Source organism: Psychrobacter sp. AOP22-C1-C5 (genome assembly GCF_052378885.1).
Classification (GTDB): Bacteria; Pseudomonadota; Gammaproteobacteria; order Pseudomonadales; family Moraxellaceae; genus Psychrobacter.
This window is the reverse complement of the sequence record NZ_JBQSYC010000001.1, coordinates 1-25,564: the sequence shown is the minus strand read 5'-3', so window position 1 is coordinate 25,564 and position 25,564 is coordinate 1. Positions and strand designations below refer to the sequence as shown.

The following is a 25,564-nucleotide window of genomic DNA, read 5'->3' as shown; positions in this document are numbered from 1 at the left end:
CAAGTTGTTTACAATCGAATTGTTTAATAACGAGCTTCTTTAATCATAGGTTTTGAATGAATATGGCGCACTCATCGGAGACAGAGCAACTATTAGACACTGAGCTGCTGCGTTACGCACGGCAAATATTGCTTGATGGTTGGGATATCGATGCTCAGCTACGACTAAAGTCGTCTCGCGTGGTCATGATAGGGGCAGGTGGTCTTGGTTGCCCAGCTTCTGAGACATTGGTACGTGCAGGGCTTGGTCATATTCATCTGATTGATGATGATGTGATTGAAGCCAGCAATCTACAGCGACAAACGCTGTTTTTGCCTGAAGATATCGATAAAGCCAAGGCGCTGACAGCGGCGAAAATGTTAGAGCGAATCAATCCCTTGGTAACGGCGTGCGGTACAGTGGCTCGACTAAGTGAAGACAATGCTTACGAATTGCTGGACATGGCGGCTGGGAAGCCAGATCTTCTCTTAGATTGTACCGATAATTTTGCTACGCGCGATATTATCAATCGCATTAGTGTGCGCTACCAGATTCCGTTATTGTCCGCCTCCGCGATTGCGATGCAAGGTCAATTGGCATTGTTTGAACCGCATTTAAATACGGGTTGCTATCATTGCTTATTTGGTTCAGTAGTCGCTGACGCAGCAGCAGATGAACGCACTTGTGCCAATTCAGGTGTGCTTGCCAGTACCACAGCCATCATGGGTAATCTGCAAGCCAATGCTGCTTTACAGTATTTGGGATTAACCAAAAATCCACTGACAAACAAGCTATTACTATGGGATGGTAGCCGAATGGAGCAACGGCTAATGGGCTATCGCAAAGATCCAGAATGTCCTGTCTGTAGTAGTTACTAATGAATGGTTAACGACTGTTTCGCGTATTTCTATTTATTGTTTTTATCATTGTTATAATATCCGTTCTCACACATTCTTTTTATCACCATAGTTGTTTTTTATGAAAATTCATCGCCCGCATTTATTAAAGCATACGTTTAATGTTGTCAATCGTGTTCGCCAAACGGCGAGCGTTGCTGGTCTTTCTGCGCTTAGAGTCGTGAAAGGTGAAAAGCCTGACGCTATGCTATTAAAAGAGACCTTTGAGCAATTGGGAACGACTTATATCAAGATTGGTCAGTTTATTGCCAGTACGCCGTCGCTGTTTCCTCGCGATTATGTCACAGCGTTTCAAAGCTGCTTGGATCAAACCACGCCTTTATCTTATGCTTATATTGAACAAGTATTAAAAGAAGAGTTGGCAATTGAGGGTATGACGCTTGATGATAAGTTTGCTCATATCGATGTCGAGCCATTGGCGTCAGCGTCTATCGCTCAAGTTCATGCAGCACGTTTGCATAACGGCGATGAAGTCGTGCTAAAGGTACAAAAACCTGGCGTCGAAACTATCATGCAGACGGATTTGGGTGTTTTGCATGGTGTCACCAAATTGCTTGAATTACTGATGCCGTCAATGAGATTTGCAAGTATTGCACCGATTATTGATGAGATTCGTCTGCGTATGCTTGCTGAGACGGACTTTATTGCTGAAGCACAAAACATTCGTGATTTTCAGCAGTTTTTGGCTGTATCAGGCAATACTCGTGTGGTGGCGCCAGAAGTATATGAGACCCTAACCACCAAGCGCGTCCTGACAATGAGTCGCTTATATGGCGTCTCAATGGTAGATGAATCGCTGATGCGTCAGTACTGTACCGATCCTGCGCAAGTGATGGCTGATACGTTAAACACGTGGTTTGCAAGCCTCATGCTATGCAATAGCTTCCATGCCGATTTGCATGCTGGTAATCTAATGCTATTGACCGATGGACGTATTGGGTTTTTAGATTTTGGTATCGTTGGTAAGTTAAAAGCGGAGAGCTGGCGTGCGTGTATGGGTATGATGCAAGCGATGCAGGATAGCGATTATCAAGCGATGGCGCGTCATATGATTGATATGGAGATGACTCATGGTGGCAATCAGGTAGACGTGGTGGCATTGGGCAATGATCTACAGCGTATGATGAAAACCATCATGGCAGAAGACAAAGCTTTTACCAGCGGAGTGCCTTTTAATAGTAAAGAGCAGGCCGATGAGCTAAATACCATGATGCTTGAGATTGTCGAAGTTGGTAAGCGCCATGGCATTCACTTTCCTCGTGACTTTGCGTTGTTGACGAAGCAGATGCTATATTTTGATCGGTTCATGCGTACGCTTGCCCCTGACATGGATATGTTTAGCGATCAGCGGGTGCAAATGCTAGGACAAACAGAGACTGAATCGGCGCAAACTTTGGATGTTTCTTAACCAATAGTAATATCTCAAACGATCTAGGCGTCATGGTTTTTGATTGTTTTTAACACAATGAATTGTGTGCTAATTGCCACAAAATGGCTCTGTCATGACTACTGCTTTCAAAGGCCGTGCTTTTCCTACCATAACGAATGAGACTGCCATTGCTTGTATAGGTCTTTACTGCATGGCAGTAGTCATGGGTTATGGACGCTTTTTGTTTACCGCTACCTTGCCTGACATTATGGTGCAGTTATCATTATCGACGACAATTGCAGGCTGGCTGGCGTCGATCAACTATATCGGTTATTTTATTGGCGCACTCATTGCTATGTTTGTGCCCCAGCGTTCTACATGGCAAGCAATGATGACTTGGACCATTGTAAGTGTCATCACAACAATGCTGCTGGTCATACCCGATATGTCATTGAATATATGGTATGTCATTCGGCTAGTAGCAGGGATCGCAAGTGGGGTGGCTATGATTTTAAGCTCCTCTTTTGTCATTCAAAGCTTAAGTCCCGCACGCCGATCTGTGCTTTCGGCATTACACTATTCGGGCATTGGAGTTGGCATCAGTGCCTCTGCCATACTGACTTGGTGGCTATTGACGCTAGGCTATCATTTCGATGTGATCTGGCTGGTAGCAGGGCTGAGTAGTTTACCGCTCTTATGGTTACTTTGGGCGATAAAGCCCATACACTCTGACCTGAGCCATTCTAGGCCGCCCTTATCTCTACATCAGACCTATTTGAGCTTTAAGCAAGCATTATATGAGGCAATTTCAGGTCATCATAAAGCCATTGCTGTATTGTCAGCAAGCTATGTGCTGGCGGGTTTCGGGTACATTACTTCTGCAACTTTTTTGCCCGTTATGGCCACACAGCGGCTAACGACGCAGACGTATGCTGGGTTATTGATTTGGTTGGTCGTTGGTATCTTTGCAATGTTATCTAATCCCTTATGGGGCGCACTCGCCAAACGCATTGGTGAAATAAAAACCCTAATTGGCTTGACCGTATTGCAGGCATTTGGCATGTGCTTGCCCATATGGTTTGATGGGGCTATGGGTTTGTACGGTAATGCTGCCATCTTAGGTTTGACCTTCGTTGGTATGGTATCAATGACGCTGACGTTGATTAAAAACATCAATCCTGCTTACTCAAATTTGCTGATAGGACTGGCAACATTGGCCTATGCGTTAGGGCAGTTCTTAGGTCCATTGGTCACGGTAGCGTTGGCAGGGCAAGACGGCAACTTTAATGCAGGCTTACTTGTTGCCGCTATCGGTCTGGGAATTGGGTTGATACTACTTTTATTGTTTCGTCGTCAGTCACCGTCTGCTGCCTAATCTAATATGCCTCAAATCACACTGCGACTAAACACTTCTCGTAATTCAAAACTGGTATGTACTTGAGCGACGCCCTCGATACGATTCAGTCTATGTAATAAAAACTCTTCATAATGCGCCATATCGCGCACCCGTACTTTAATAAGATAATCTTCGCTACGACCAGTGACAATGCTACAGCTCACGACCTCATCAAAGCTTTGAATTTTAGCTTCAAATTGTTCAAAACGCTCGGCAGTATGACGATCCATACTAATAGCAATAAAGACTGCTAGTGGATAGCCTATTTTTTGTGCGTCCGTTTTGGTGTGATAACCCGTAATAATGCCTGCATCTTCTAAACGTTTAATACGGCGCGCGCAAGGGGTAGCAGAAAGATTGACGCGTTCGGCAAGCTCGGTAATACTCATACGTGCTTGCATTTGTAATAAGCGTAATAACTGTTTGTCGATCTCATCGACATCCGCTATCGGTGTGTTATCAAAACGAGAGTTTGACATGATATTTAGTTTCATTAGTTAATTTGACTAATTATAGACATAAATATGATGATTTTCACTAAAATGGTGTCAAATAGAATGAAAAAAAGCGGATTTATATTCTATGAACTTTGATATTATAATGCTGTACATATGAGTTATCTTATATGGCAAACTATGATTTAATAATAAACCATCCATCCCACTACTTAAATTCCCATATCATCTAAGGATTGATTATGTCTGACCAAGCCACAAGCCCTGGCGTCGCAACCCCTAATAAGATGACGCCGAAAAGTACCACCTTTGATTTTCGTAAATATCGTCCATTTGCTTTCGCACCATCGCTGCCAGATCGTACTTGGCCGAGCAAAACGATTGAGAAATCACCGATATGGGCAAGTGTGGACCTGCGTGATGGTAATCAGGCTCTGATTGATCCCATGACAATCGAACAAAAAATGCGTTTTTTCAAAACCTTAGTAGAAGTGGGTTTTAAAGAGATTGAGATTGGTTTTCCCTCAGCGGCGCAGGTTGAATTTGACTTTGCTCGTAAACTCATTGAAGAAAACCATGTGCCTGACGATGTCACGCTTCAGGTATTGGTACAGGCTCGTGAGCATTTGATCGCTCGTACCTTTGAATCTTTAAAAGGCGCAAAGCGTGCTGTTGTCCATGTTTATAACTCCACCAGCCGTGTACAACGCGAAAAGGTATACGGTAAAGACAAAGATGAAATCAAAGAGATTGCCATCACTGGTGCCAAGTTATTGCAGCAGTATGCCGCAAAATATCCTGAAACCGATTGGGTATTTCAGTATTCACCTGAAAGCTTTAGCCAAACAGAGACTGACTATGCAGTAGAAGTCTGTGATGCGGTTTGTGAAGTGTGGCAGCCACAGCAAGGACAAGAGGTTATTCTTAATTTACCAGCGACCGTTGAGGCTTCTATGCCCAATGTGTTTGCTGATCAGGTTGAATATTTTTGCCGAAACCTTGCTCATCGTGAGCATGTAATTATCAGTTTGCATACGCATAACGATCGTGGCTGTGCCGTTGCTGCTGCTGAACTGGGTGTACTTGCTGGTGCTGATCGTATCGAAGGTACGTTATTAGGTAATGGCGAGCGAACAGGCAACATGGATATTATGGTCATGGCCATGAACTTATTTAGCCAAGGTATCGATCCTGAGCTTGATTTTAGTAATATGAGTGAAATTGTACAGGTCGTCAGTGAGTGCAATAATTTACCTCTGCATCCGCGTCATCCTTACGTGGGCGAGCTGGTCTTCACTGCCTTTAGCGGCTCGCATCAAGATGCTATCAAAAAGTCGCTCGACTATAATGAGAAGCACCAAGATGAGACCGACAATGTTTGGGATGTGGCTTACTTACCGATTGATCCCGCTCACATTGGTCGTAGCTACCAAGATGTGGTACGTATCAATAGCCAATCGGGTAAAGGCGGCGTTGCTTATATTTTACAGCGCAATTATGGTTTTAACTTGCCACGCTGGATGCAGATTGACTTTAGCGGTGTGGTACAAAAGCAAGCGGAGACGGCGGCACGTGAATTACAGAACGATGAAATCTTGCAGACTTTTGAGGACACGTATTTACAACAAGGCAAGTTTGAGCTATTAGACTATAGTGTCAATAACAAAGGCGGGGACGTTTACTTTAAAGGTCAGGTGCAAATGAATAGCGATGTCATTGATATCGATGGCACAGGTAATGGGCCGTTATCATCGTTTATTGACGGCCTTGCACAACATACAGGTAAGTCTCTACATATCATTAACTATGCTGAGCATGCTATCAATCCTCATCACAATAGTAGTAATGGCATTGATGATGACACTAATAAGGATAATAAAACCAACGCCAATGCAGCAGCTTATATTCAGCTAAATGTCGACGGAGAGGTTTATTCGGGTATCGGTACCTGTAGCAGTACAGTATCGGCCATGCTAAAAGGAGCGTTATCTGCTTTTGCTCAAGCAGCAGACACAACAGCCGCTTAAATTTAAGATGGTTTATAAGTTTTAATAATCTTAATAGCTTCTATTTATAACGCCATCACCTGTTGCTTCTCATGAGCAAAACGATGGCGTTATTTTTTTGACTAAAGGAATCTGGCTCATTGTAGAATGCGAGTTTAGGCATCACTGTCTATCTTGCAGTAGTAAGGCAGCAGGACTGATAGCATAATGTTACTTGTGTTTTTGGTGTCTAAGACTTACGCTAATGTATATAACGCATATTATTACAATCAAAAGGTTAATTATGGAACCTATATCATTTGCTTCATTTTCATTGGCAGCGCTTCTGGCCTCATTGCCAGCGAATGGTGAAGTTATTAGTAAGCCGACCATTACTACCCATATTAGTCCGGCCATTGCTGGACAGTGGGAGATAGATTTAGATAGCGGCATTACGATGACAAAAGAAGCCGAAGCTAGGCAAGCTGCATCACAAGATGGACAAGAGATAGAAAGTAATGAGCCAGAAGTAGTTGCTGGTACTGAGGGCGGTGTTCTCACTCAAAATGAAAATCGGGCTATTAACATCCAGCCGAATACCAATAAAAACTTGGTTGCTTCTGCCAAAAAATCAAATCAATGTCGTGAGTTGTACAATTTCGCTGCTGATAACGAAGTGTGGACGGTAAGTGGTAAAGAGTTGACGTACGGTCGCTATTTAATTACCCACCGTGAAGAAGGGCTGCCCATTATTGCTATCAAAACAGTTTATGATAACAATGAGGTAGATTGCTCAGGTAATCAGATTGACCAAACAGATGAAGCAATGATTGCATTTGTAAACCATGACGGCAACCAAATGCAGTGGTGTGCTGATCCTGATGGCAATGAATGCTTTATGAATTTTAATAGAATATTACCCTAGTAAGGTCATAATAGTTCTTCAGATGTTATTTACTTGCACAAAAAAACCGCTATCTAATAGCGGTTTTTTTATGGGACTTATTTATTTTAGTATTAAGAGTTTGAATAGGTCATGCCTAGTTTTTTAAAGAGTTACGACTTTTTAGCTTTATTCGCGTTCAAAAGCTCTCTTTCTAGATAATGAATATTTTGCGCTTCTTGAACAAAATCATCATCCGCTAAAATAACATCACGGTGTAAAGGTATATTGGTTTTAATACCTTCAATGACTAATTCATCAAGGGCATGTAGCGTTTTAGATATCGCTTGCTGGCGCGTTTGGCCGTGGCAGATAAGCTTGCCTATCAACGAATCATAGTAGGTCGGTATTTCATAGCCGGGATATAAGTGTGAATCAAAGCGTACGCCTGCACCACTTGGGGCAAACAGCTGGCTGACCGTACCTGGGCAGGGAACGAAGGTCGCTGCATCTTCAGCATTGATACGGCATTCAATTGCATGACCTTGAATCTCAATCTCGCTTTGACGATAAGACAAGCCGTAACCTGCAGCAATTTTAAGCTGCTCAACGACCACATCAATACCTGTGATCATCTCAGTAACTGGATGTTCAACCTGTACACGAGTATTCATTTCAATAAAGAAGAACTCGTTATTTTCAAATAAGAACTCAAACGTGCCGGCACCGCGATACTTCACTAGCTCACAGGCTTTAACACAAGCTCTCAATATGGGTTCGCGCACATCATCAGGGATGTCAGGAGCAGGGGCTTCTTCTAGTACCTTTTGGTGACGGCGTTGTAGCGAACAATCTCGATCGTATAGATGGATAGCATTACCATTGCCATCGCCCAGTACCTGTACTTCTACGTGACGCGGGTTTTGTAGATAACGCTCCATATAGACAGTATCGTCTCCAAACCATAGCTCTGCTTCTTGTTTAGCGGCTTGTACTTGACCGACAATATCTTCAAAGCGCTCGACTACTCGCATACCACGACCACCGCCGCCAGACGCTGCTTTTATCAATAGCGGAAACCCAATATTGCGCGCTTGTTCTTCTGCATTATGAAGCGTCACAGCACCAACAGAGCCGGGTACCGTCGGTACACCTGCTTTTTTCATGGCATTAATGGCTGAGACTTTGTTGCCCATCAAGCGGATATGGTCAGCATTCGGACCAACGAAAGTTAAACCTGCTTCTTCAACACGTTCGGCAAATTCAGCATTCTCTGATAAAAAACCGTAACCGGGATGAATGGCGTCAGCACCAGTAATTTCAGCCGCAGTTAAAATAGTATTGATATCAAGATAGCTTTGATTGGCATTGGGTTTGCCAATACAAATTGCCTCATCAACAAAGCGCAGATGCATCAAATTTGCATCAGCCGTAGAATAGACGCCTACGGTTTCTATACCAAGCGCTTTACAGGCTCGAACGATACGCAGGGCAATCTCACCTCTATTGGCGATGAGCAGTTTTTTTATCATGGGGTCATCCTCGTCGAAGCAGCAGTCATTGATAGAGTCGATATCTGTGGCATGGTGAAATCAACATGCACTTATTTTAAGATCACTTAAATTAAAGTGTCTTATAAATGATAACGATATCTCTATCAGCATGAGATAAAGTATGGCAAGTCTCGTCGTTAAGCTTTATAACGTACGACAGGTTGACCAAACTGTACCACTTCAGAGTTATTAACTAAGATCTCATCAATAACGCCACTTTGGGTCGCTTCAAGAGGGTTCATGATCTTCATGGCTTCAATAATACCTAAGGTGTCGCCAGCCTGTACCTTTTGTCCAACCTTTATAAATGGCGGGTCATTAGGGCTAGGGGCTGAATAATAAACACCGACCATTGGTGACGTCTCAACACTACCTGCTTTTACTGCTGCAGGCGCTGCTTCAGCAGCAATCGGTGCAGCACCAGCTGTAGGTGCTGCCATCATCGTTGGTGCAGGCGCATCATAGTGGCGAGTTAAACTGATATGCTCATCATCTGAGCTAACTTCTAGATTAACCAGTTCACTTTCTTCCATAAGAGCGATGAGGGTGCGTATTTTTTCAATATCCATAGTTTTAATTTTGCCTTGTACTAAATTCGAGAAATAGTGTAACTAAATATTGTGTAGATAATTGCTAATGATACCTATATTCAGTCAAATGAGCAATCGATGTACAGTTGTTAACTGAGTTTTTTTACATATTATGACGTAAGCTATCTTACGAGTAAGGAAATCTCAACGATTTATCATAATCTATGTGGCTCCATAGCGCCAGTGAATATAAACAGACGCTACGTATAGATACATCGAAAAAGTAATTAGCCCCACAGCGCTGTTAGACGTTTTTGTTGATAGAGTAGACGAAGTGTCAGTAGGATGGAGGATAAGAATAGGCCGGTGATTAGTGCTATCCAAAACCCTTGCGCTCCGATATCAGTAAAACGCACCAAATAAACACCAAGTGGCAAAGCGACCAACCAATAGCAAAAGAGCGTGACCCACATTGGCACAGCGGTATCTTGCATACCGCGCAATATGCCTGCAATGTTTACCTGCCAGCCGTCAAAGAGCTGATAACCGAGCGCAAAGATAAGTAGGTGCATAGATTGTGCAATAACTGCTGGGTTGTCGGTGAAAGCAGCTGCCAATTGCGGTCTAAACAGCCATATGCCAAGCATGCAAGTGAGTGCGATTATCACGGTCCATATCAGACCAGTCACTTGCACTTGACGCAGTGCCATTATATTTTTTTCACCAAAGCGATTGGACACCATAATGGTCAATGCCATAGCAACTGATATAGGTATCATAAACAGTTGTGAGGTTACTGACAGTGCCACTTGATGCGATGCTGTTGCCAGCTCACCCAATGGACTGATGACGAGCGCTCCCAAACTGAACAGGCTGGCTTCAAAAAAGATGGATATGCCAATAGGGATACCAAGTTTGAGTAGCTTCTTGATTTGTGTGCGATTGGGACTGGCAAAGGCATAGAAAAAACGCGTACTAGCAAATTGCTGTCGCTTAGTAAAACTGGTATAAGCGGCAAGCAATAGCACATTTATCCATAAGACCAAGGCAGTCGCGACTCCGCAACCTGCACCGCCCATCTCAGGCATACCAAATAAACCATGGATAAAGATATAGTTCAGAGGAATGTCTACAAGCAAACCAATGATACTAATAACTGTCACAGGCTCAGGTCGGCCAAGCGCTTCGCAATAACTGCGTAACACCGCATAGACAGCTATTGCAGGGAAGCCGAAGGATACACCATGCAAATACTGCGTAGCAATTGGCTGGATGTTTTCAGGCACACCCATGAGTCCCAATACATTGGGCGCTAAATTGACGACAATAAAGCCAATAATACCAAGGACACTTGCTGTCCATAAAGACTGCTGCGTGATATGCGGCACTTGGCTATGCTGGTCTTGACCGATAGCCTCACCAATGAGCGGGGTGGTTGCGATTAAAATACCAGTGGCTAATAAAAACAGAGGAAGCCAAATACCTGACCCTACCGCTACAGCGGCCAAATCAAGCGCAGAAACTTGACCTGCCATAATGGCATCGACCACCCCAAGTGCGGCTTGGCAAAACTGAGTAATTAAAATAGGAAGCGCGAGCACGCCTAAGCGTAAGCTGTAGCTTTTGAAATCTTTGAAAGATAATGGAAAAACCATAGTGAGCAACTTTTTGTTCTTTGTAGTCATTATTGTTGATGAGCAAATACTGCCATCAACAAATTAAGAGCGGACAATAAGGTAGAAGGGGTGCCGATGATGATATTCTGACAAATAATCTGAGCAAGCCTATAAAGGCCGAATACGAAATAAAATGAAAGGCACCAAAATAAAAATAACCCGTCAATTCAAAAGATGAATGGACAGGTCATAAGTAGAGAAGATGGTAAAGAAGCTGGGCTATGATGTCAACGTTTTAGACGCACTAGTTGCCCTTAAAACCCATTCTTTATAAGGATTCTGGTAAATCTTGTACCACTGCTTGATAGCCAATCAATACATTGTTTGCATCGAACGCTTGTACGACGATGGCGTAATTGGTTGACTCATTAGGAATAACAGGCGCAAACTGAGTTTCAAGATTAGTCAATACCAGATTTTGGACATAGCCGTTAGAGCCAGATTTTGCCTTATTAACATCAATTTGGCTGACCAATACATGTTTTGTATTAACAGGATTTTGCCAGATGACATTTTTTTGACTACCATTGCCGACGATATCAAGGTTTATATTACCAAGTTGATAATCAAGTGGGTAGGTTTTAAAGTTAGAGCGATCACTAATGGTATAAGTGACATTACAATCGTTCTCTCCACTTGATAGTTTTTTGCCGCCTAACCCATCTTGGTACTCAAAACTGCCTTTCCACGGCGAGCCTGCTTCGTTTTCTTCAAAGCTACCAGCGAACGTGGTCAGTAAGTTTGGCGTTTCTAACCCCAAGTCATTGATATATTTGACATCTAAAAACTTCAAGGTGTCGAGACTACCAGTCACTTTGCCCGCGATATAGTTATCAACCTTCAACGCCGAGTTCACGCCCAAAGTATTGTTTTCTTGACAGGCTTGCTGCTGATAGCTAATGCTACCATCGACGCTGCCCGCGCCATCTTTACTGATGTCAAAATATACGCCGCCGATGTCAATATCATCGTTGTCACCGTCTTCTACTTCGACGAAGTAGCCAACATAAAGACCACCACGTCCGCCTTCTGGCGTAAGCTTATCCAAGAATTTATCGAGCGATTCTTCTGGCAAAAAGACTGATTTTAGAATTTCAGCCATAGATTTTTCATCATCGCTCAGCTTATCTTCGACTTCTTTGTACTTTTCTTTGATTTTGTCTTCCACACGATCGTATTCGTCTTTTACTTGATCTTCTATGCGGTCATATTCTTCTTTGACCTTGTCACCATCACTGCCGCAAGCACTAAGTGTTAAGCTGAGTATACTGAGGGTTAGGGCAGACGATAGCAGTTTGGGTGCGCTCATAACGAGATCCTAATGATTAATACATGACTGTTAAAATAAATGGTTGTTACAAAAAAGACAGAACAATGAATCTGTGCTCGTTAATATAGCAAATTTATACAATAAGTAGGCGAATAACTATCGATTGAGTTGAACACACGCCCTAGAGTATAAAAGTTTTATACCACTATTCTAATCTAAGTAAGTCTCGACGTCGTCTGGTAGTAAATCAAGAACATCTGCCATATCCATGATAGCATGCCAATGTTTGGTCTCAAGGGGAATGATGGTGAGCTGCTCACAACCTTTTTTGAGCAACAGTGAGTCTTCAAGAGCTGGCAAAAATTTGAGCTCTGATAAGGGCAGAACATCTATAAAAGCTTGCTCAAAGGTCACTTCTACCATATACCAGCGCGGCGCCTCTTCCGTTGCGATAGGGTCGTAATGACGATGCTCAGGATGAAACTGGGTGGGATCGGGCAAGCCTGCGTTGCTGACAGTCATGATGCCAGCAACGCCAGATGGCTTGGCGCTAGAATGATAAAAAATAACTTTGTCACCAACACGCATATCATCGCGCATAAAATTGCGGGCACGGTAATTGCGAACACCGTCCCAACCTTCTGTTCCCAAACGCTCTAAGTCTTTAATACTAAAAAATTTTGGATTGGATTTCATTAACCAATAAGCCATCTACTTTATCCTTATATTATTAACTGTTTGTTATAAATTTCTTATTTAATATGGTCTCAATATCTTGCCTGTAAGCCACCAGTTTTAACATCCGTTTTTGTAAACGGTCTTATTGATAATTTTATCATTGCTATGCTTTTCTTTACGCCCTCTTGCCGTTATCCTAGCGCTACCTTTTGATAATGACAGCAGCTACCCATTTTTACACCTTTTTATAGATACCTTTGTTTATGTCAAATACTCAATCTGTTCATTTTCCAAGTCATAGTAAATCCTTCGAGGGCATTACTATGGGTGCGTTAGAGGTGAGCGATATTCCACTAGCGCTTTATATCCATGTCCCATGGTGCGTCAAAAAGTGCCCTTATTGCGATTTCAATTCGCACGAGCTGCCGCTTGATACTCAGCTATCCATGTATGACGAGTACGTAGATGCGCTGTTGCTGGATGCTGGTATGCAACAGTCATTGGCGCAAGGGCGAAGGATCACCTCAATATTTATAGGCGGTGGTACGCCGTCATTGCTACCTATTGCACAGTATCAACGACTGTTTTCTGAGTTACGTCGTATTTTTAGCTTTGCTGATGACATCGAAGTGACAATGGAGGCCAATCCCGGCACGCTTGAGCATGCGCCTTTTGCTCAGTATTTAGATGTGGGTATCAATCGTTTGTCGATTGGAGTACAAAGCTTTGCCGCAGATAAGTTACAAACTCTCGGTCGTATACATGATCCTGCTCAGGCACTAGCAGCGATTCAAGCAGCTCGCGCGGCAGGATTTGAGCGGGTCAACGTGGATTTGATGCATGGATTGCCGCAGCAAACCATGAGTGAAGCGCTGAGCGATATTCAAATGGCGCACGATGCTGGTGCGACCCACATCTCTTGGTATCAGCTGACGATTGAGCCTAATACGGTGTTTTACCGTAGTCAGCCCATTCTGCCAGATGAAGACAATTTGGCTGATATTGAGCAAGCAGGTCAGGCGTTATTACAGCAATTGGGCTATGATAATTATGAAGTCTCAGCTTGGGCAGGCGGGTCTGACAAGCCATGTCGTCACAATATCAACTACTGGCAGTTTGGAGATTATCTGGCGATTGGTGCTGGTGCGCATGGCAAAGTAACGATTGGGCATACGTCATCAAAATCAGATGAAGATATGTCAATATTGTTAGAGAGAAATAAAAAACTAGAGACCAAGTTATCGACAGAGGTAGGTATTTATCGTTTTAGTAAGTCACGTCTGCCAAAAGACTATATGTCCATAGAAAATACATTTATAGATTGCGCGCTTAAAAGTAATGCACCAAAAATGGTTGGGTGGCAGAAAATTGCAAATGATGAGCTAGTCAGTGAGTTTATGCTAAATGTACTGCGCTTACACGGCGGGGTGGAGTGGTCATTGTTTAAAATCAGAACAGGGCTTGCTTACAGCGACATTGCTACACAAGTGGACAAACTGGTAGCACAAGGATTGCTAGTAGAAAGTACGGAGCGCTTGCAACCAACGGCTTTAGGACAGCGTTATCTCAATCAAATATTGCGAGCATTCTTATAAAAAAAGCCTATCAAATAAATGATAGGCTTTTGAAAAAATCTAGTGTATTAAAACTTAGATTTTCTGTTTTACGTCTGTCGCTGTGTTACTTACAGCATTACCAGCGCTTGATACGTCTTGGCCTAAACCTTTAAAAGTATTGCAACCAGTTAGAACAAACATAGCAGTCAAAGATGCGATGATTACTTTTTTCATAATAGAATCCTCAAAAATAAATGGGTGGTTATAAACAATAACAGTGATGCTGAGCGTTACACTCCAGCCTCACTGGGGGTTATTGGATAAATAATAATGTATAAATATTATCTTGCTATCCGTTAGAGACATCATAGTGAAAGTTAAAAACCCTGCACAGTATCAAAATGTAATTATTGACAGTAAACTGTAACTTTTGATTACACATAGCATATAAGCATCAACCCGCTTTGACCACTTAAGGAGTAAGTATGACTATTCATATCGTATTGGTAGCCCCAAAGATGCCCAGTAACACAGGCAACATTATTCGTTTATGTGCAAATACGGGCGCGCAGCTACATTTGGTCAGGCCTTTAGGGTTTGAGCTGGATGATAAAAAGCTACGCCGTGCAGGTTTGGACTATCATGAATATGCACATCTGCAAGTACATGAGGATTGGGGAACAGCAAGACAGGCATTACAAGCGGCTAATTGCCAAAAGATTACCGCACTGACGACTAAGCTTAGTAAGCCTTTTTATGAGTATGATTTTAGTGGAAAGCAAGGAGCTGAAGAAGAAGCCTCGATGACTAGTGCAATACCTAGTATCGCACTGGTTTTTGGTTCTGAAACCGCAGGATTGGCTGATGATATTCGGGAAGATATCGGAGCGGATAATTGGTTAAGATTGCCCATGCTTGCTGATTCACGCAGCTTAAACTTGTCTAATAGTGTGGCAATCTGCCTTTATGAGATATGGCGTCAGCAAGGATTTATGGGCGATGAAGGACGTAGCATTGGTTATGAGACGTTAACTGTCTATGATCCAAAATAATGTCCCATTTCGTTACTGATTGAGCATTAGATATTACGTCCTCAACACTTAAATAAAAAGGTGATTAATAATCCTTTATAAACAGTTAGGTGGTTTTGGTAAGCCAGCCAAGCGATTGACATGGCGTGCAACTAGCCCTGTATTAAATAGTTGCTGTAGTTTTTGATTGCTCATATCGTGATCGGGCAAGGTTTTTTGTAGCCACTTAATGAGTGGTCGCGTCGCTGGCGCGTGATTGAATTTTTTAAAGAACGCTCGTACTTGTTGCAAAACCTGTAAATGCTCAATCTCTAATTTTACGTCTAAAGTGTCAGCCAACTGTTGAGCGATATTAGGTGTCCATATAGTGTGGTCACACAAATGACCGTCTTGATCCAACTCAATGTTCACAGCTGGCACAACATCAGTAGTCATATTGTCTTTAGTTATATTGTCATTACCTACACTGTCGTTACTCATAAGGCGATTGTCACTACTTTATCAAATTGGCTGTCTTGAGTCAGATTAACCCACTCTTCATCTGTTAATACACCTGTTAATTTATCGTTTATATTGAGTCTGTCGCAGGTTTCAGTCGTCAGTTGTACGACATCATCTATCAGGGCGTAGATACCAGCGATATCTTGTACATCACTTTCGCCTAAATAGGCATTGAACCAGTCAATGAAAGCGACTGTTGTGCCAAGTAAGACAATACTATCACCCGCGTGCCACGTGCGTGATATCTCTTCGGTACTGCGTCTGAGCATGTCCATCGTACTGTGTAATTGATATAAAGTTGCCATAACGGTGTCCGGTTGCTGTCATTGTTCTAGTGTAGTCAATCTATAATGAAAGTGGTACATACGGTCGTACTGGACCGTTTTAAAGTGAATCAACTAGATCTAGCGTTTGAGTGCATATTTATTTGGGCAAGATATGAGCCACTAAAATCTTAGTATTTGCTCGAAATCTTGTGAGTTCACAACCTCAGGTATCAGAGTCAGTTGTGATGCCAAATCAGCGGGTATCATACCCGTGACCCAGCCGCTAAACACATCATTAGGCAACCAAGCCGCTGGCATGTCGTATAGTTCAAGCGATTGAATCATACCGTGCAAACGTGACTCAGGCTGCATCAAAAAGCCAAAAACAGGCGCGTCTAAATACAGCTGAACGTCATGACCAAAGGTCGCTAATGTCAGCGCGAGCGCGCAGCCTTCATAACTGGCCGTTTCAGTTGGGGTATGCAGCTGAATTAATAATTTCATGATTGATTCCTAATCTGGTTGGTCACTGACTGGCAGTGATGTCGCATTTTATCCAAGATGATTGTTTAGGCGACATTTTATCAAAACTGCATCAAGTGACTATCATTCTGCATCATCATAGCAAGCTCGCTAAGTCCGACTAAGGTAAAGCCTGTGGCAAGATTGTCGCTATCAAGCTGATGGCGTGCGCTGTTGTCTGCATCGCTGATACCGCGACTAAGCGCGGTGCTAACACAGACGGGTAGCGATAATTCATACTGCTTAGCGAGATTTTGCCACTCTTTGGTTAAATCCAGTTGATCGGCAGACTGCCAGCGCAAACCATTGGCGATATGGGCGGCATCGCCATAAAAAAAGACATTTAATAGCGTTTTTTTAATTTTAAGGTCGTTATTATTTGTCTGGTTGTGTTCATCTTTTGGATCTACGGTTTCTTTATTGGCAGCGCTTTGAAGATAGGCATGGGCATAACGCAACGCTAGCTTAGCAAGCGGGTGGCTGGGATCAGCAGTGATTAAGAGTAGGGGCGTCGTTGTTGTCATAGGAGGTTTTGCCAATTATCTGTGCTAAAGTGGTTTATGCTAACATAAAGCCACTCAAAGCAACTAGGCGCACTGTGATGAAGTGTGGTTTTATACCTGAAACTTATTTAATTACTGTTGTTCAGTACAGTGACTGCCTCGTAAGAAAAAAACAATAAACTTATGCGTTAGGTTCACGTAGTCTTATCATTCTATGCAAGGAGTTTATGTCCCTATGTTACCTGCTATGCCTTCAAATAAGAACAATGCGACAGATTATCAGCCGACAGTGGCACAGCTGCAAGTATTGCAAACGGCAAGTGGATTTGCTTATCAGATTTGGGAGAGCCGGACGGTTTCGTGTCAAACGTTTTTGCGCAGCTATCCTCTTGATCAGACGTTAACGCGTCAACAAATCGATGATTTGATTCAAGATTATACGTTGGATGAAAACTACCAACTTGCTGATGAAGCAAAGGTGATGAGTGGCTTGCGCAATTTGCGTACATTACTAATGATGCGCTGGATTTGGCAAGATGCTTTACAGGTAATAGCGCTTGAGCAATTGACCGATGAGCTGTCTGAGTTTGCTGATGGTTGTATCTCATTTGCTAAAGATTACACGTACCAGCATTTGATTAAACAGTATGGTGAACCGACCTTTATCAATGCTAAAGGTAATGTGCAAATTGATGACATGGCGATTATGGCCATGGGTAAGCTTGGTGCTCACGAGCTGAATTTGTCGAGTGACATTGATCTTATTTTTGTTCATCAGGGACGCGGCGAAACCAATGGTGATAAAGCCAAAGGCACGCGCAGTATAGACAACAAACGTTTTATGACTCGGCTGGGTCAAGGCATCATTAAATTGTTGGATAATAAAACAGCCGATGGCTTTGTTTTTCGCGTCGATATGCGTTTGCGCCCATGGGGTGACGGCAGCGATTTGGCAATTCACCTGTCTGCGCTACAAAAGTACTTTTCGTTACATGGTCGCGCATGGGAGCGTTTTGCATGGTTGAAAGCGCGAGTGGTAGGCCAAATAGAGTCGCCGTTCTATGATGAGTTACAAGCACTCATTAAGCCCTTTGTTTTTCGCTATTATGTCGACTACAGTGCTTTTTCAGCACTCAGAGAGATGAAGTCTCTTATTCAAAACCAAGTGGCTCAGCGTGAAGACCTAGACAATATCAAGCTTGGCGCAGGGGGCATTAGAGATATTGAATTTATTGTACAGGCTTTCCAGTTAATCTACGGAGGTAGCCATCCACAGCTACAGGTAAAATCTTGTTTGCAGGCGATGCAAGTATTGTGTGAACTCAGATATCTAGAGTCATCAACTTATCAGCAACTACAAGCGGCTTATCGGTTTTTACGCCGGCTTGAGCATGGTATTCAGGCGATTAACGATCAGCAGACTCAGCGTTTACCTCATGATCCGTATTGGCAATATAATCTCGCTATCACACTTGGATTTGATAGCTGGGAGTCATTGCTCAGTGTACTCAATCAGCATCGACACAATGTAAATGTGCCCTTTGAACGCATGGTTACTGAACGCCATGTGCCCGATCAAGAAGAAAGTGACCTTGAGCCTGAGCGTTTGGATGAGCAGATTGCGCGGTTGTATAAAATATTAACGGAAGAAAATAGTAAATTGCTACAAGATTTTTGGCAGTCAAAAATGGTTGCCAATTTAAGCGAGGAGGCTCGCGAGCGTTTAGATGATGCATATCCTGTGATTGTGCATGCGTTACTCGCGCACCAAGAACAGCAGCAACTGGCTAACGCCGCTTTGCCACGTCTTATAGCCTTAATCGAAGCGATTTGTCGCCGCTCGATATACTTGGTCATGATTGCAGAAAATCCCAATGCGACGATTGAGTTGATCCCCATGCTCTCAGCCAGCCCTTGGATTGCAAAAGAGTTGGCACAGTATCCTGTGCTATTAGACAGCTTTTTGCAGCAACGTTATCGTCATTTGCCAGACAAGATCGAGTTGCGTGATATCTTACGTCAGCAATTATTGCGCGTCGAGCCGAATGACGAAGAAGAACTGCTTAGCGTTTTGCGTCTGTTTAAAAAGAACCAAGTGCTCGCGGTTGCGGCCAGTGATGTGTTGGCTGAGCGTCCAATTATGAAGGTGTCAGATTCATTAACGTATATTGCCGAGGTGGTATTAGAAGCGGCGCTGGAACGTGCTTTTGCAGAACTGGTTAAACGCTACGGCTATCCCATCGGTCAAGATGGCGATCCGGTAACCGAAGCAGATTGTGGTTTTGCTATTATCGGTTATGGCAAGCTTGGCGGGCTAGAATTGTCCTACTCTTCAGACCTAGATTTAGTGTTTTTACATAAAATAAAAGAGCAGGGCATGACCACAGGCGGGAAGTCAGTAAGCGGAATGAAATTCGCTGCGCGCTTGGTCCAAAAGCTTATGAATTATCTCAACACGCAAACTCGAGATGGGCGTGCTTATGAGATTGACATGCGTCTGCGCCCCTCTGGCAATGCTGGTATGATGGTGGTGTCTTGCCATGCTTTTGAGACGTACCAGTTTGAAAAAGCATGGTCTTGGGAACATCAAGCATTGGTTCGTGCGCGCGCGATTTGCGGGGACAGACGCGTGACAGCACAGTTTTGTGATATTCGTCGAGATGTGTTGGCGTTGCCGCGCACAATCGATCAAGTGCGTTCTGAAGTCACTAGTATGCGCATAAAAATGCAGAAGCATTTGGGGACGAGTCAATGGGAACAGCAAGCTGGCAAGTTTCATCTTAAGCAAGATGTAGGTGGAATAGTAGACATTGAGTTCTTAGCACAATTTGCTGTGTTGGCTTATTCGCATGAGTATCGCAGTTTGACCAAATGGAGTGACAATGTGCGTATCTTTGAAGAAGTCGCATCTCTTGGTATTTGGGAGGCGTCAGTCTGTCAGGATTTGACAGATGCTTATCTCAGAATCCGAGCGGCCACCCATCAGCTGGCATTATCAGAACAGTCGCTATTGGTTGACGAATCACTATGGAAAGAGACGCGAGCACTTCTGCAAGCTCAGTGGCAACATTTGATGGGCGTCGATATGGCAGATAAAGATATTCCTGCACCTTAAAAGAGAGTTTGATTATAAATAATAGCCTACCCGCCACAAACCAAAAGATTTCATTTGCCGCTACTGCCAGTGATATAATCGATCATACATCGCAATAACGCTGGCAGTCATGAGTAATAATGAAGTTATATTTTTAACCATAAAGTTTGCCGCTGCGGTGTTATTATATGATGTTGATATCTACTATTGAATAAAATCTATCTAAAAAGTTAGACGCTAGCGCTAACATAAGGACTATAAAATGAATATGGCAACACAGGATGGTAAGCTTTGGATGAATGGCACAATGGTTGAACAACCAGATGCTAAAGTCCACGTACTGACTCACAGTTTGCACTACGGCATGGCTGTGTTTGAAGGCGTTCGCGCTTACCAAACGGCTGATAATCGTACCGCGATTTTTCGCTTAAAAGAACATACTGAGCGTCTATTGGGTTCTGCCAAAATCTTTCAAATGGATATATCTTTTGACGCCGCGACCCTCGAGCAGGCCCAAAAAGATGTGGTCAAACAGAACAACTTGGCAGAAGCCTATATTCGTCCTCTTATTTGGGTAGGGGCAGAAAAACTGGGTATCTCGTCGCGTGAAAACAGTATCAATGCGATGGTTGCGGCGTGGCATTGGGGCGCTTATCTGGGTGATGAAGGTATCAAAAACGGTATCCGTGTAAAAACCTCGTCTTACACACATCACATGCCTAATGTCACGATGTGTAAGGCAAAAGCCTCTAGTAATTATCCTGTGTCTATCATGGCAAACCAAGAAGTCACTCGCAATGGTTATGACGAAGCAATCCTTATGGACCCACAAGGCTTTGTATGCCAAGGTGCTGGAGAAAACTTATTTTTGGTCAAAGATGGTGTGCTACATACGCCGGATCTATCAGGCGGGGCACTTGACGGTATTACTCGTCGCACCATTTTACAGTTCGCAGCTGATTTGGGTATTAAAGTGATAGAGCGCCGTATTACGCGTGATGAATTTTACTTAGCAGATGAGATCTTCATGACGGGTACCGCTGCTGAAGTCACGCCAATACGTGAATATGATGATCGTACCATTGGTAATGGTGGTCGTGGTGAGTTGACTGAACAGCTACAAACGCTTTACTTTGATGTGGTACATGGCCGCAATGAGAAGTACATGGATTGGTTAAGTTTTATTGACTAAGCTTTATTGATTAAGTTAGATCGATTGGTTTTTATAGACAGATACTTCATTGTCTATAAAACGATTAAGATATCCATTCAAAATTCTTCTATGAAAAAGCCCAGATTCTTTATAATCTGGGCTTTTTTGCGGCATGCTATAAACTGATTAATCATTTATACTGATGCAGTGATATCTGACCAACGTACTAGTTTGACATTATGCTGTTGCAGCAATTGTTCAAACTGATTGCTCATTAGCCAACTGTATTCACGTTCGCGTGCCTGTTTGATATCGTCCTGCCAGCTATTATCAGGTACAGCTGGATGACACATAATGAGCGTAGCAGATAAATATGTAGGCAATGGACGTGGAACAGAATCCATGGCGTTGTCATGCTGATTAAGGGTACTAAGTGGTTCAGTAGCAAATGGCTGTGTATGAAGTGCAGGGGATAAGCCAGAGGTACGCGGAGCCTTTTGTAGCCAAGTCTCCCAAAGCGCGCCTAATTCTTGGCTAGTAGCGTCAAATCCATACACCCCACCAAATCGATCATTGGTAGCAATGTGATGGTCTTCGCATAGCCTACGCCACGCATTGCCACCAAGTGCGTAAATAATCCAAGATTTTATGTCGTGAACTAAAGGCGTCGTAACTCTCGCACTGATAGGTTTTTGGGTATCTTTACCATAACGGGTGCTGATCTCATTGATTAAATGTTGACGGATAACTGGAAACTGATGGATATGTTGGTGTCCATCAACAAAGACAGGCGCACGTCCAAAACAGTCTTCAAAGGCATCAAGTTGCTGGCTGATAACGTCGTTTACTTGCGCAGAATTCAGTTGACGTAAGTAGCTCGCTACAACAATCGATTTGAGAGAACCGCGTAATGGAGATGGAAAAACACCGGTTAAGTCCAAATGTAAGCCTATATCGACATTCAACTGAGTCAATGCTTTTATCTCACTATCCGTAATCGTTCCGCCTACCATATAGCTACTGGCACCGATGCGCCCGCACTCTGCGAGCTGCAATACTGCGTCATTTACCGCACTTGATAGACCTAGATCATCGACATTGATAATAACAGCACGCGCGTTGTCCAAGGTTTTAGACGAATGCTGCTGAGAGGTAGTTGTTGTCATGATTTAAACGCCCAAAGTTTACCCAATGAGAAGGTCATTACGGTGATGATGCCAGTAACTACTATCCATATAAGTATGTAGTAACGCTCACCAAACCAGTTTAAACCCAATACAAACAAGCTTTGATTGGCTGCAAAACCGACCGCTGAACTAGTAAACCATTTTATCAATGTTGGTAGTGAGTTGCGCCAAGAAGGCACGTGAAAATTTTGCTCATTACTATTATCACTATGTCCATAAGGGGATGGCGATTGACGAAAAGTTAGGTAAAAGTGACCGAAAAAACTCACAACGAATGCAAGCAAAAAGGCTATAACATTTGCCCAAGTCGGTGTGGTAGTAGTCAAACTCACGATACTGACTAAAACTAAGAAATGTACTAATGCAGCGCTTGCACCAACGATTAAAAACCATAATGCTTGCTGGGAAGTGGATGCTGTTAATTTTGCTGTCGTTGATTTTGTTGTAGTCATTTTATTCATCAACCTGTTTTTCGCTACTGATGGTTTCATCAATTAGATATAGCGGTCGCTGCTTCACTTCTTCGTATAGCCTGCCCACATACTCGCCAATCACACCGATACAGACCAGCTGTATACCAGTAGAGAACATAATACCCGCCGCAACGGTTGCCCAGCCTGCGACATCACTTCCAAACAACAGCGTATCAATAACAATGTACAAACCGTATAAAAATGCCAAAGCAGAGACTAAAAACCCCATTCGCGATATCCAACGTAGAGGTTTTTGCGAGAAAGAAGTAATGCCAACTAAAGCCAATTCAAATAGACCGCCGTAGTTAAATTTGCTTTCACCGGTATCGCGGTTGTCTGCGGTGAAGGGTAGATAAACAGTATTAAATCCCACCCATGCATACAACCCTTTCATAAAACGTTGGCGTTCGGGAAGCTGACGCAACGCTTGAACAACCTTGCGGTTCATGACACGAAAATCGCCAGCATTGGGGCGAATTTCATAACGCTGCCTGTCCTGAATAAAAAGATAGAAGCTGCCTTTTAATGTTTTTGCAAGCTTGCTCTCATGGGGACGATTTGCCTGAATCCCTGCCACCATGTCGATATCGGGCTGCGCAATCATATTAAGCATTTGCGTTAGGACCGGTAAAGGGTGTTGACCGTCAGCATCAATCATAGCAACGACATTGCCTTGCGCTTTGGCAAGTCCAGCACTAAGCGCAGGCTCTTTACCAAAATTACGGGACAAGCGTATCAGATGAAGCGCTGTATTGTTTGGTCGAGTTGACATTAAAGTAGCCACTACTTGAGTCAAATCATCCTGACTGCCATCATCAACGATAATAATCTCGCAACTGGCCACGACTGTTTTATCTGTAACGGTGTCGTCATTTATGGGCGCATAGAACGACTTGGTGAACGCAAATACTTTTGGTAAAAATGCCTGTACTGCCTCGGCATCATTGTACGCTGGCATGATGATGGACAAGTAAGGCAAGTTAGAATGGTTTTGAGACATAAGCACACTTATCAAAATGGGTTGAGCGGTATAATCAATAAACTGTAATCTACTGAGGCGACTTAAGACAACTACTAGGGACATAAGCCGTCCATTTTACTATTAAAGGCTCAGTCGCCTTGGTATCGCGCCAATCAATTTGCCATTGACCTTGTCGCTTTACCAAAGCCTTCGGGCTATTCTTAACCTTATCATTGGCGTTATTGGTTATGGGAGTATTGGTTGCTGTTATCTCATCTAGCAAAGGTAGCACGATATCGTCACCGTCTTGCCATATGACTAGTGTCCCGTTTTTCTGAATACGTTCAGTACTCATCCATGGTGAATGACTGGCAGGTCCTGAAATCATCTGTGATGGGAAGCCGATATTCATGGCTACCAATGAACCAAGCCAGCGATCACCTGACACACTATCAAGCGGACAACTACTCAGCATTTGCCATGTATCGTTGGCTTGTGCCGCCAACGCTTGCTCAGGCCAATTCATCCGCGAAGGTTTATGACGTATTCTATCGCCAAAACCGACATACACAACCATCAGTACTGTGGCAAGTGTGAGCCAGATCGTTAATGCTTGACGCAATTTAGTAGTGGTGAATACTTGAGCGGCTGGTGCGATAAAAGAAGCGGCAAGAAGCCCTGACAATGCCCACATCGGCATGCCCCACATGTCACGCAATCCAATACCAAACACCAAACTTAGTATCACTAGCAATATGATTGGCGCCAGCCAAAGATACCACAATAGCGACGCACCAACAGGTAGGCTTTGCTTGTAGTCTTTAATACCAAGCAAACGCTTACGATTAAATCCAAGCATTATTAACAGGGGGACGTGAGCGACGATCTGTGCAGCGAGAAAGCCCAGCCAACTAAAATGACGCTTAATACCATTGGCAGTCTCAATCACCTCATGCGAGCGTCCATTGGCATAAGTTAATGGCAACCAATCATGCATCATAAGCCAATATAAATGCGGCGCAAATATCGCTAGCATGACAAACGCTGCTATCCACGGCTGTGGCTGCTTAAGTAAAGGCCACTGTTTTGGCAACACTAGATATATCGCCATCGGCAATAGCAAAAAGATAACGCTGTATTTGGTCAGCATACCAAGACCGCCAAATATACCGAGTAGCAGCCAATCGGTCAGACGATTGCGTGTCAGCGCCTGATAGAACACCAAATATAACCCGGCCCAAATTGGGAATTGAGCAACGTTATGATTAAATTCAAGGCTTGGATAAGCATAATAAAAAACAGCAAGTGTCAATAGGGCGCCAAGTAAGGCTGTTGCTTTCGACCAAATCTTTTTGCCCAATTGATAAACCAAAAACAGCGTCAGCAATACGCACAGCTGGCTCAATAAGTAAGGGCCTACATGCCCAAATATTTGATAAAAGCTGTACAGTATCCACGAGGACAATGGGGGATGTTTATAATATCCCCATTGCCATTCACTTCCCCAATTAATACCTTCACTGACATCAAATGGCACACTACTCGCTATAAGAGCCGGCAAGATGCTCCATAGTAGAAAATATATGCTCAGTAGTACAAAAAAAGAACGCCACGGCTTAGAGTGGC

24 protein-coding genes are annotated in these 25,564 nt (G+C 43.3%); 9 read left to right on the top strand and 15 right to left on the bottom strand.

Features of this window, described 5'->3' with window-relative positions; all coding sequences use genetic code 11:
- Positions 1–62: 62 nt before the first annotated feature.
- The 3 genes from ACT3TH_RS00120 to ACT3TH_RS00110 all read left to right on the top strand — a co-directional run bounded on the left by ACT3TH_RS00120 (position 63) and on the right by ACT3TH_RS00110 (position 3,640).
- The gene (locus tag ACT3TH_RS00120; protein ID WP_444753833.1) at positions 63–857 is read left to right on the top strand and encodes a HesA/MoeB/ThiF family protein; all 795 of its coding nucleotides are present in this window, start codon (positions 63–65) and stop codon (positions 855–857) included.
- A gap of 100 nt (positions 858–957) precedes the next feature.
- Positions 958–2,304, top strand: coding sequence for an ABC1 kinase family protein (locus ACT3TH_RS00115; RefSeq protein WP_444753832.1), 1,347 nt, complete (start codon positions 958–960; stop codon positions 2,302–2,304).
- A 94-nt stretch (positions 2,305–2,398) separates the two neighbouring features.
- Positions 2,399–3,640, top strand: coding sequence for a YbfB/YjiJ family MFS transporter (locus ACT3TH_RS00110; RefSeq protein ID WP_444753831.1), 1,242 nt, complete (start codon positions 2,399–2,401; stop codon positions 3,638–3,640).
- An 11-nt stretch (positions 3,641–3,651) separates the two neighbouring features.
- Here the strand turns inward: ACT3TH_RS00110 and ACT3TH_RS00105 are convergent, their stop codons facing one another.
- Positions 3,652–4,140, bottom strand: a complete 489-nt coding sequence (locus ACT3TH_RS00105) for an Lrp/AsnC family transcriptional regulator (RefSeq protein WP_444753830.1) — start codon at positions 4,138–4,140, stop codon at positions 3,652–3,654.
- Between the two features lie 218 nt (positions 4,141–4,358).
- Here ACT3TH_RS00105 and leuA point away from each other — a divergent pair, with 218 nt between their 5' ends.
- Together leuA and ACT3TH_RS00095 are read left to right on the top strand one after the other, a co-directional pair.
- Complete coding sequence (gene leuA / locus ACT3TH_RS00100; protein WP_444753829.1) at positions 4,359–6,143, top strand: 2-isopropylmalate synthase; 1,785 nt, start codon at positions 4,359–4,361, stop codon at positions 6,141–6,143.
- A gap of 262 nt (positions 6,144–6,405) precedes the next feature.
- Positions 6,406–7,026 carry a hypothetical protein gene (locus ACT3TH_RS00095; protein WP_444753828.1) on the top strand — a complete coding sequence of 207 codons (621 nt, stop codon included), beginning with the start codon at positions 6,406–6,408 and terminating at the stop codon, positions 7,024–7,026.
- A 131-nt stretch (positions 7,027–7,157) separates the two neighbouring features.
- Here the strand turns inward: ACT3TH_RS00095 and accC are convergent, their stop codons facing one another.
- The 5 genes from accC to ACT3TH_RS00070 form a co-directional block, all read right to left on the bottom strand.
- On the bottom strand, positions 7,158–8,516 hold the full coding sequence (gene accC / locus ACT3TH_RS00090; protein ID WP_444753827.1) for an acetyl-CoA carboxylase biotin carboxylase subunit: 1,359 nt from the start codon (positions 8,514–8,516) through the stop codon (positions 7,158–7,160).
- A 158-nt stretch (positions 8,517–8,674) separates the two neighbouring features.
- Entirely contained in the window at positions 8,675–9,106 is a 432-nt protein-coding gene (accB, locus tag ACT3TH_RS00085) for an acetyl-CoA carboxylase biotin carboxyl carrier protein (protein WP_444753826.1), read from the bottom strand.
- A 248-nt stretch (positions 9,107–9,354) separates the two neighbouring features.
- On the bottom strand, positions 9,355–10,722 hold the full coding sequence (locus tag ACT3TH_RS00080) for an MATE family efflux transporter (protein ID WP_444753825.1): 1,368 nt from the start codon (positions 10,720–10,722) through the stop codon (positions 9,355–9,357).
- A 289-nt stretch (positions 10,723–11,011) separates the two neighbouring features.
- Positions 11,012–12,052: a hypothetical protein gene (locus ACT3TH_RS00075; RefSeq protein WP_444753824.1), complete on the bottom strand. Its 1,041-nt coding sequence runs from the start codon at positions 12,050–12,052 to the stop codon at positions 11,012–11,014.
- Between the two features lie 171 nt (positions 12,053–12,223).
- Complete coding sequence (locus tag ACT3TH_RS00070) at positions 12,224–12,724, bottom strand: EVE domain-containing protein (RefSeq protein ID WP_444753823.1); 501 nt, start codon at positions 12,722–12,724, stop codon at positions 12,224–12,226.
- Positions 12,725–13,014: 290 nt separating this feature from the next.
- Between ACT3TH_RS00070 and hemW the strand changes: the two genes are divergently transcribed.
- Positions 13,015–14,286 carry a radical SAM family heme chaperone HemW gene (hemW, locus tag ACT3TH_RS00065; RefSeq protein WP_444754256.1) on the top strand — a complete coding sequence of 424 codons (1,272 nt, stop codon included), beginning with the start codon at positions 13,015–13,017 and terminating at the stop codon, positions 14,284–14,286.
- A gap of 54 nt (positions 14,287–14,340) precedes the next feature.
- Here hemW and ACT3TH_RS00060 read toward each other — a convergent pair whose 3' ends face one another.
- The gene (locus tag ACT3TH_RS00060; RefSeq protein WP_444753822.1) at positions 14,341–14,481 is read right to left on the bottom strand and encodes an entericidin A/B family lipoprotein; all 141 of its coding nucleotides are present in this window, start codon (positions 14,479–14,481) and stop codon (positions 14,341–14,343) included.
- A 251-nt stretch (positions 14,482–14,732) separates the two neighbouring features.
- On the opposite strand from ACT3TH_RS00060, the gene ACT3TH_RS00055 reads away from it, so the two are divergent.
- Positions 14,733–15,299, top strand: a complete 567-nt coding sequence (locus ACT3TH_RS00055; RefSeq protein WP_444753821.1) for a tRNA (cytidine(34)-2'-O)-methyltransferase — start codon at positions 14,733–14,735, stop codon at positions 15,297–15,299.
- Positions 15,300–15,374: 75 nt separating this feature from the next.
- Here the strand turns inward: ACT3TH_RS00055 and ACT3TH_RS00050 are convergent, their stop codons facing one another.
- The 4 genes from ACT3TH_RS00050 to tusD all read right to left on the bottom strand — a co-directional run bounded on the left by ACT3TH_RS00050 (position 15,375) and on the right by tusD (position 17,091).
- Positions 15,375–15,713, bottom strand: coding sequence for a TusE/DsrC/DsvC family sulfur relay protein (locus ACT3TH_RS00050; RefSeq protein WP_444754255.1), 339 nt, complete (start codon positions 15,711–15,713; stop codon positions 15,375–15,377).
- A 41-nt stretch (positions 15,714–15,754) separates the two neighbouring features.
- On the bottom strand, positions 15,755–16,084 hold the full coding sequence (locus ACT3TH_RS00045) for a hypothetical protein (RefSeq protein ID WP_444753820.1): 330 nt from the start codon (positions 16,082–16,084) through the stop codon (positions 15,755–15,757).
- A 141-nt stretch (positions 16,085–16,225) separates the two neighbouring features.
- On the bottom strand, positions 16,226–16,549 hold the full coding sequence (locus tag ACT3TH_RS00040; protein WP_444753819.1) for a hypothetical protein: 324 nt from the start codon (positions 16,547–16,549) through the stop codon (positions 16,226–16,228).
- 80 nt (positions 16,550–16,629) lie between these two features.
- Positions 16,630–17,091: a sulfurtransferase complex subunit TusD gene (tusD, locus tag ACT3TH_RS00035; RefSeq protein WP_444753818.1), complete on the bottom strand. Its 462-nt coding sequence runs from the start codon at positions 17,089–17,091 to the stop codon at positions 16,630–16,632.
- Positions 17,092–17,305: 214 nt separating this feature from the next.
- On the opposite strand from tusD, the gene glnE reads away from it, so the two are divergent.
- Positions 17,306–20,185: a bifunctional [glutamate--ammonia ligase]-adenylyl-L-tyrosine phosphorylase/[glutamate--ammonia-ligase] adenylyltransferase gene (glnE, locus tag ACT3TH_RS00030; protein WP_444753817.1), complete on the top strand. Its 2,880-nt coding sequence runs from the start codon at positions 17,306–17,308 to the stop codon at positions 20,183–20,185.
- Between the two features lie 241 nt (positions 20,186–20,426).
- Positions 20,427–21,356, top strand: a complete 930-nt coding sequence (locus ACT3TH_RS00025) for a branched-chain amino acid transaminase (protein ID WP_444753816.1) — start codon at positions 20,427–20,429, stop codon at positions 21,354–21,356.
- Positions 21,357–21,511: 155 nt separating this feature from the next.
- On the opposite strand, the gene ACT3TH_RS00020 is transcribed toward ACT3TH_RS00025, so the two are convergent.
- Genes ACT3TH_RS00020 through ACT3TH_RS00005 form a run of 4 tightly spaced genes read right to left on the bottom strand, consistent with a single transcriptional unit; the run spans position 21,512 to position 25,499 of the window.
- Positions 21,512–22,483, bottom strand: coding sequence for a ChbG/HpnK family deacetylase (locus tag ACT3TH_RS00020; protein WP_444753815.1), 972 nt, complete (start codon positions 22,481–22,483; stop codon positions 21,512–21,514).
- Positions 22,480–22,956 (bottom strand): GtrA family protein, encoded by a 477-nt coding sequence (locus ACT3TH_RS00015; RefSeq protein ID WP_444753814.1) that lies wholly within the window; start codon positions 22,954–22,956, stop codon positions 22,480–22,482. The genes ACT3TH_RS00020 and ACT3TH_RS00015 overlap by 4 nt, the downstream gene beginning before the upstream one ends.
- A gap of 1 nt (position 22,957) precedes the next feature.
- Positions 22,958–23,977: a glycosyltransferase family 2 protein gene (locus tag ACT3TH_RS00010; protein ID WP_444753813.1), complete on the bottom strand. Its 1,020-nt coding sequence runs from the start codon at positions 23,975–23,977 to the stop codon at positions 22,958–22,960.
- Positions 23,978–24,026: 49 nt separating this feature from the next.
- Complete coding sequence (locus tag ACT3TH_RS00005; RefSeq protein WP_444753812.1) at positions 24,027–25,499, bottom strand: glycosyltransferase family 39 protein; 1,473 nt, start codon at positions 25,497–25,499, stop codon at positions 24,027–24,029.
- Positions 25,500–25,564 lie beyond the last annotated feature (65 nt).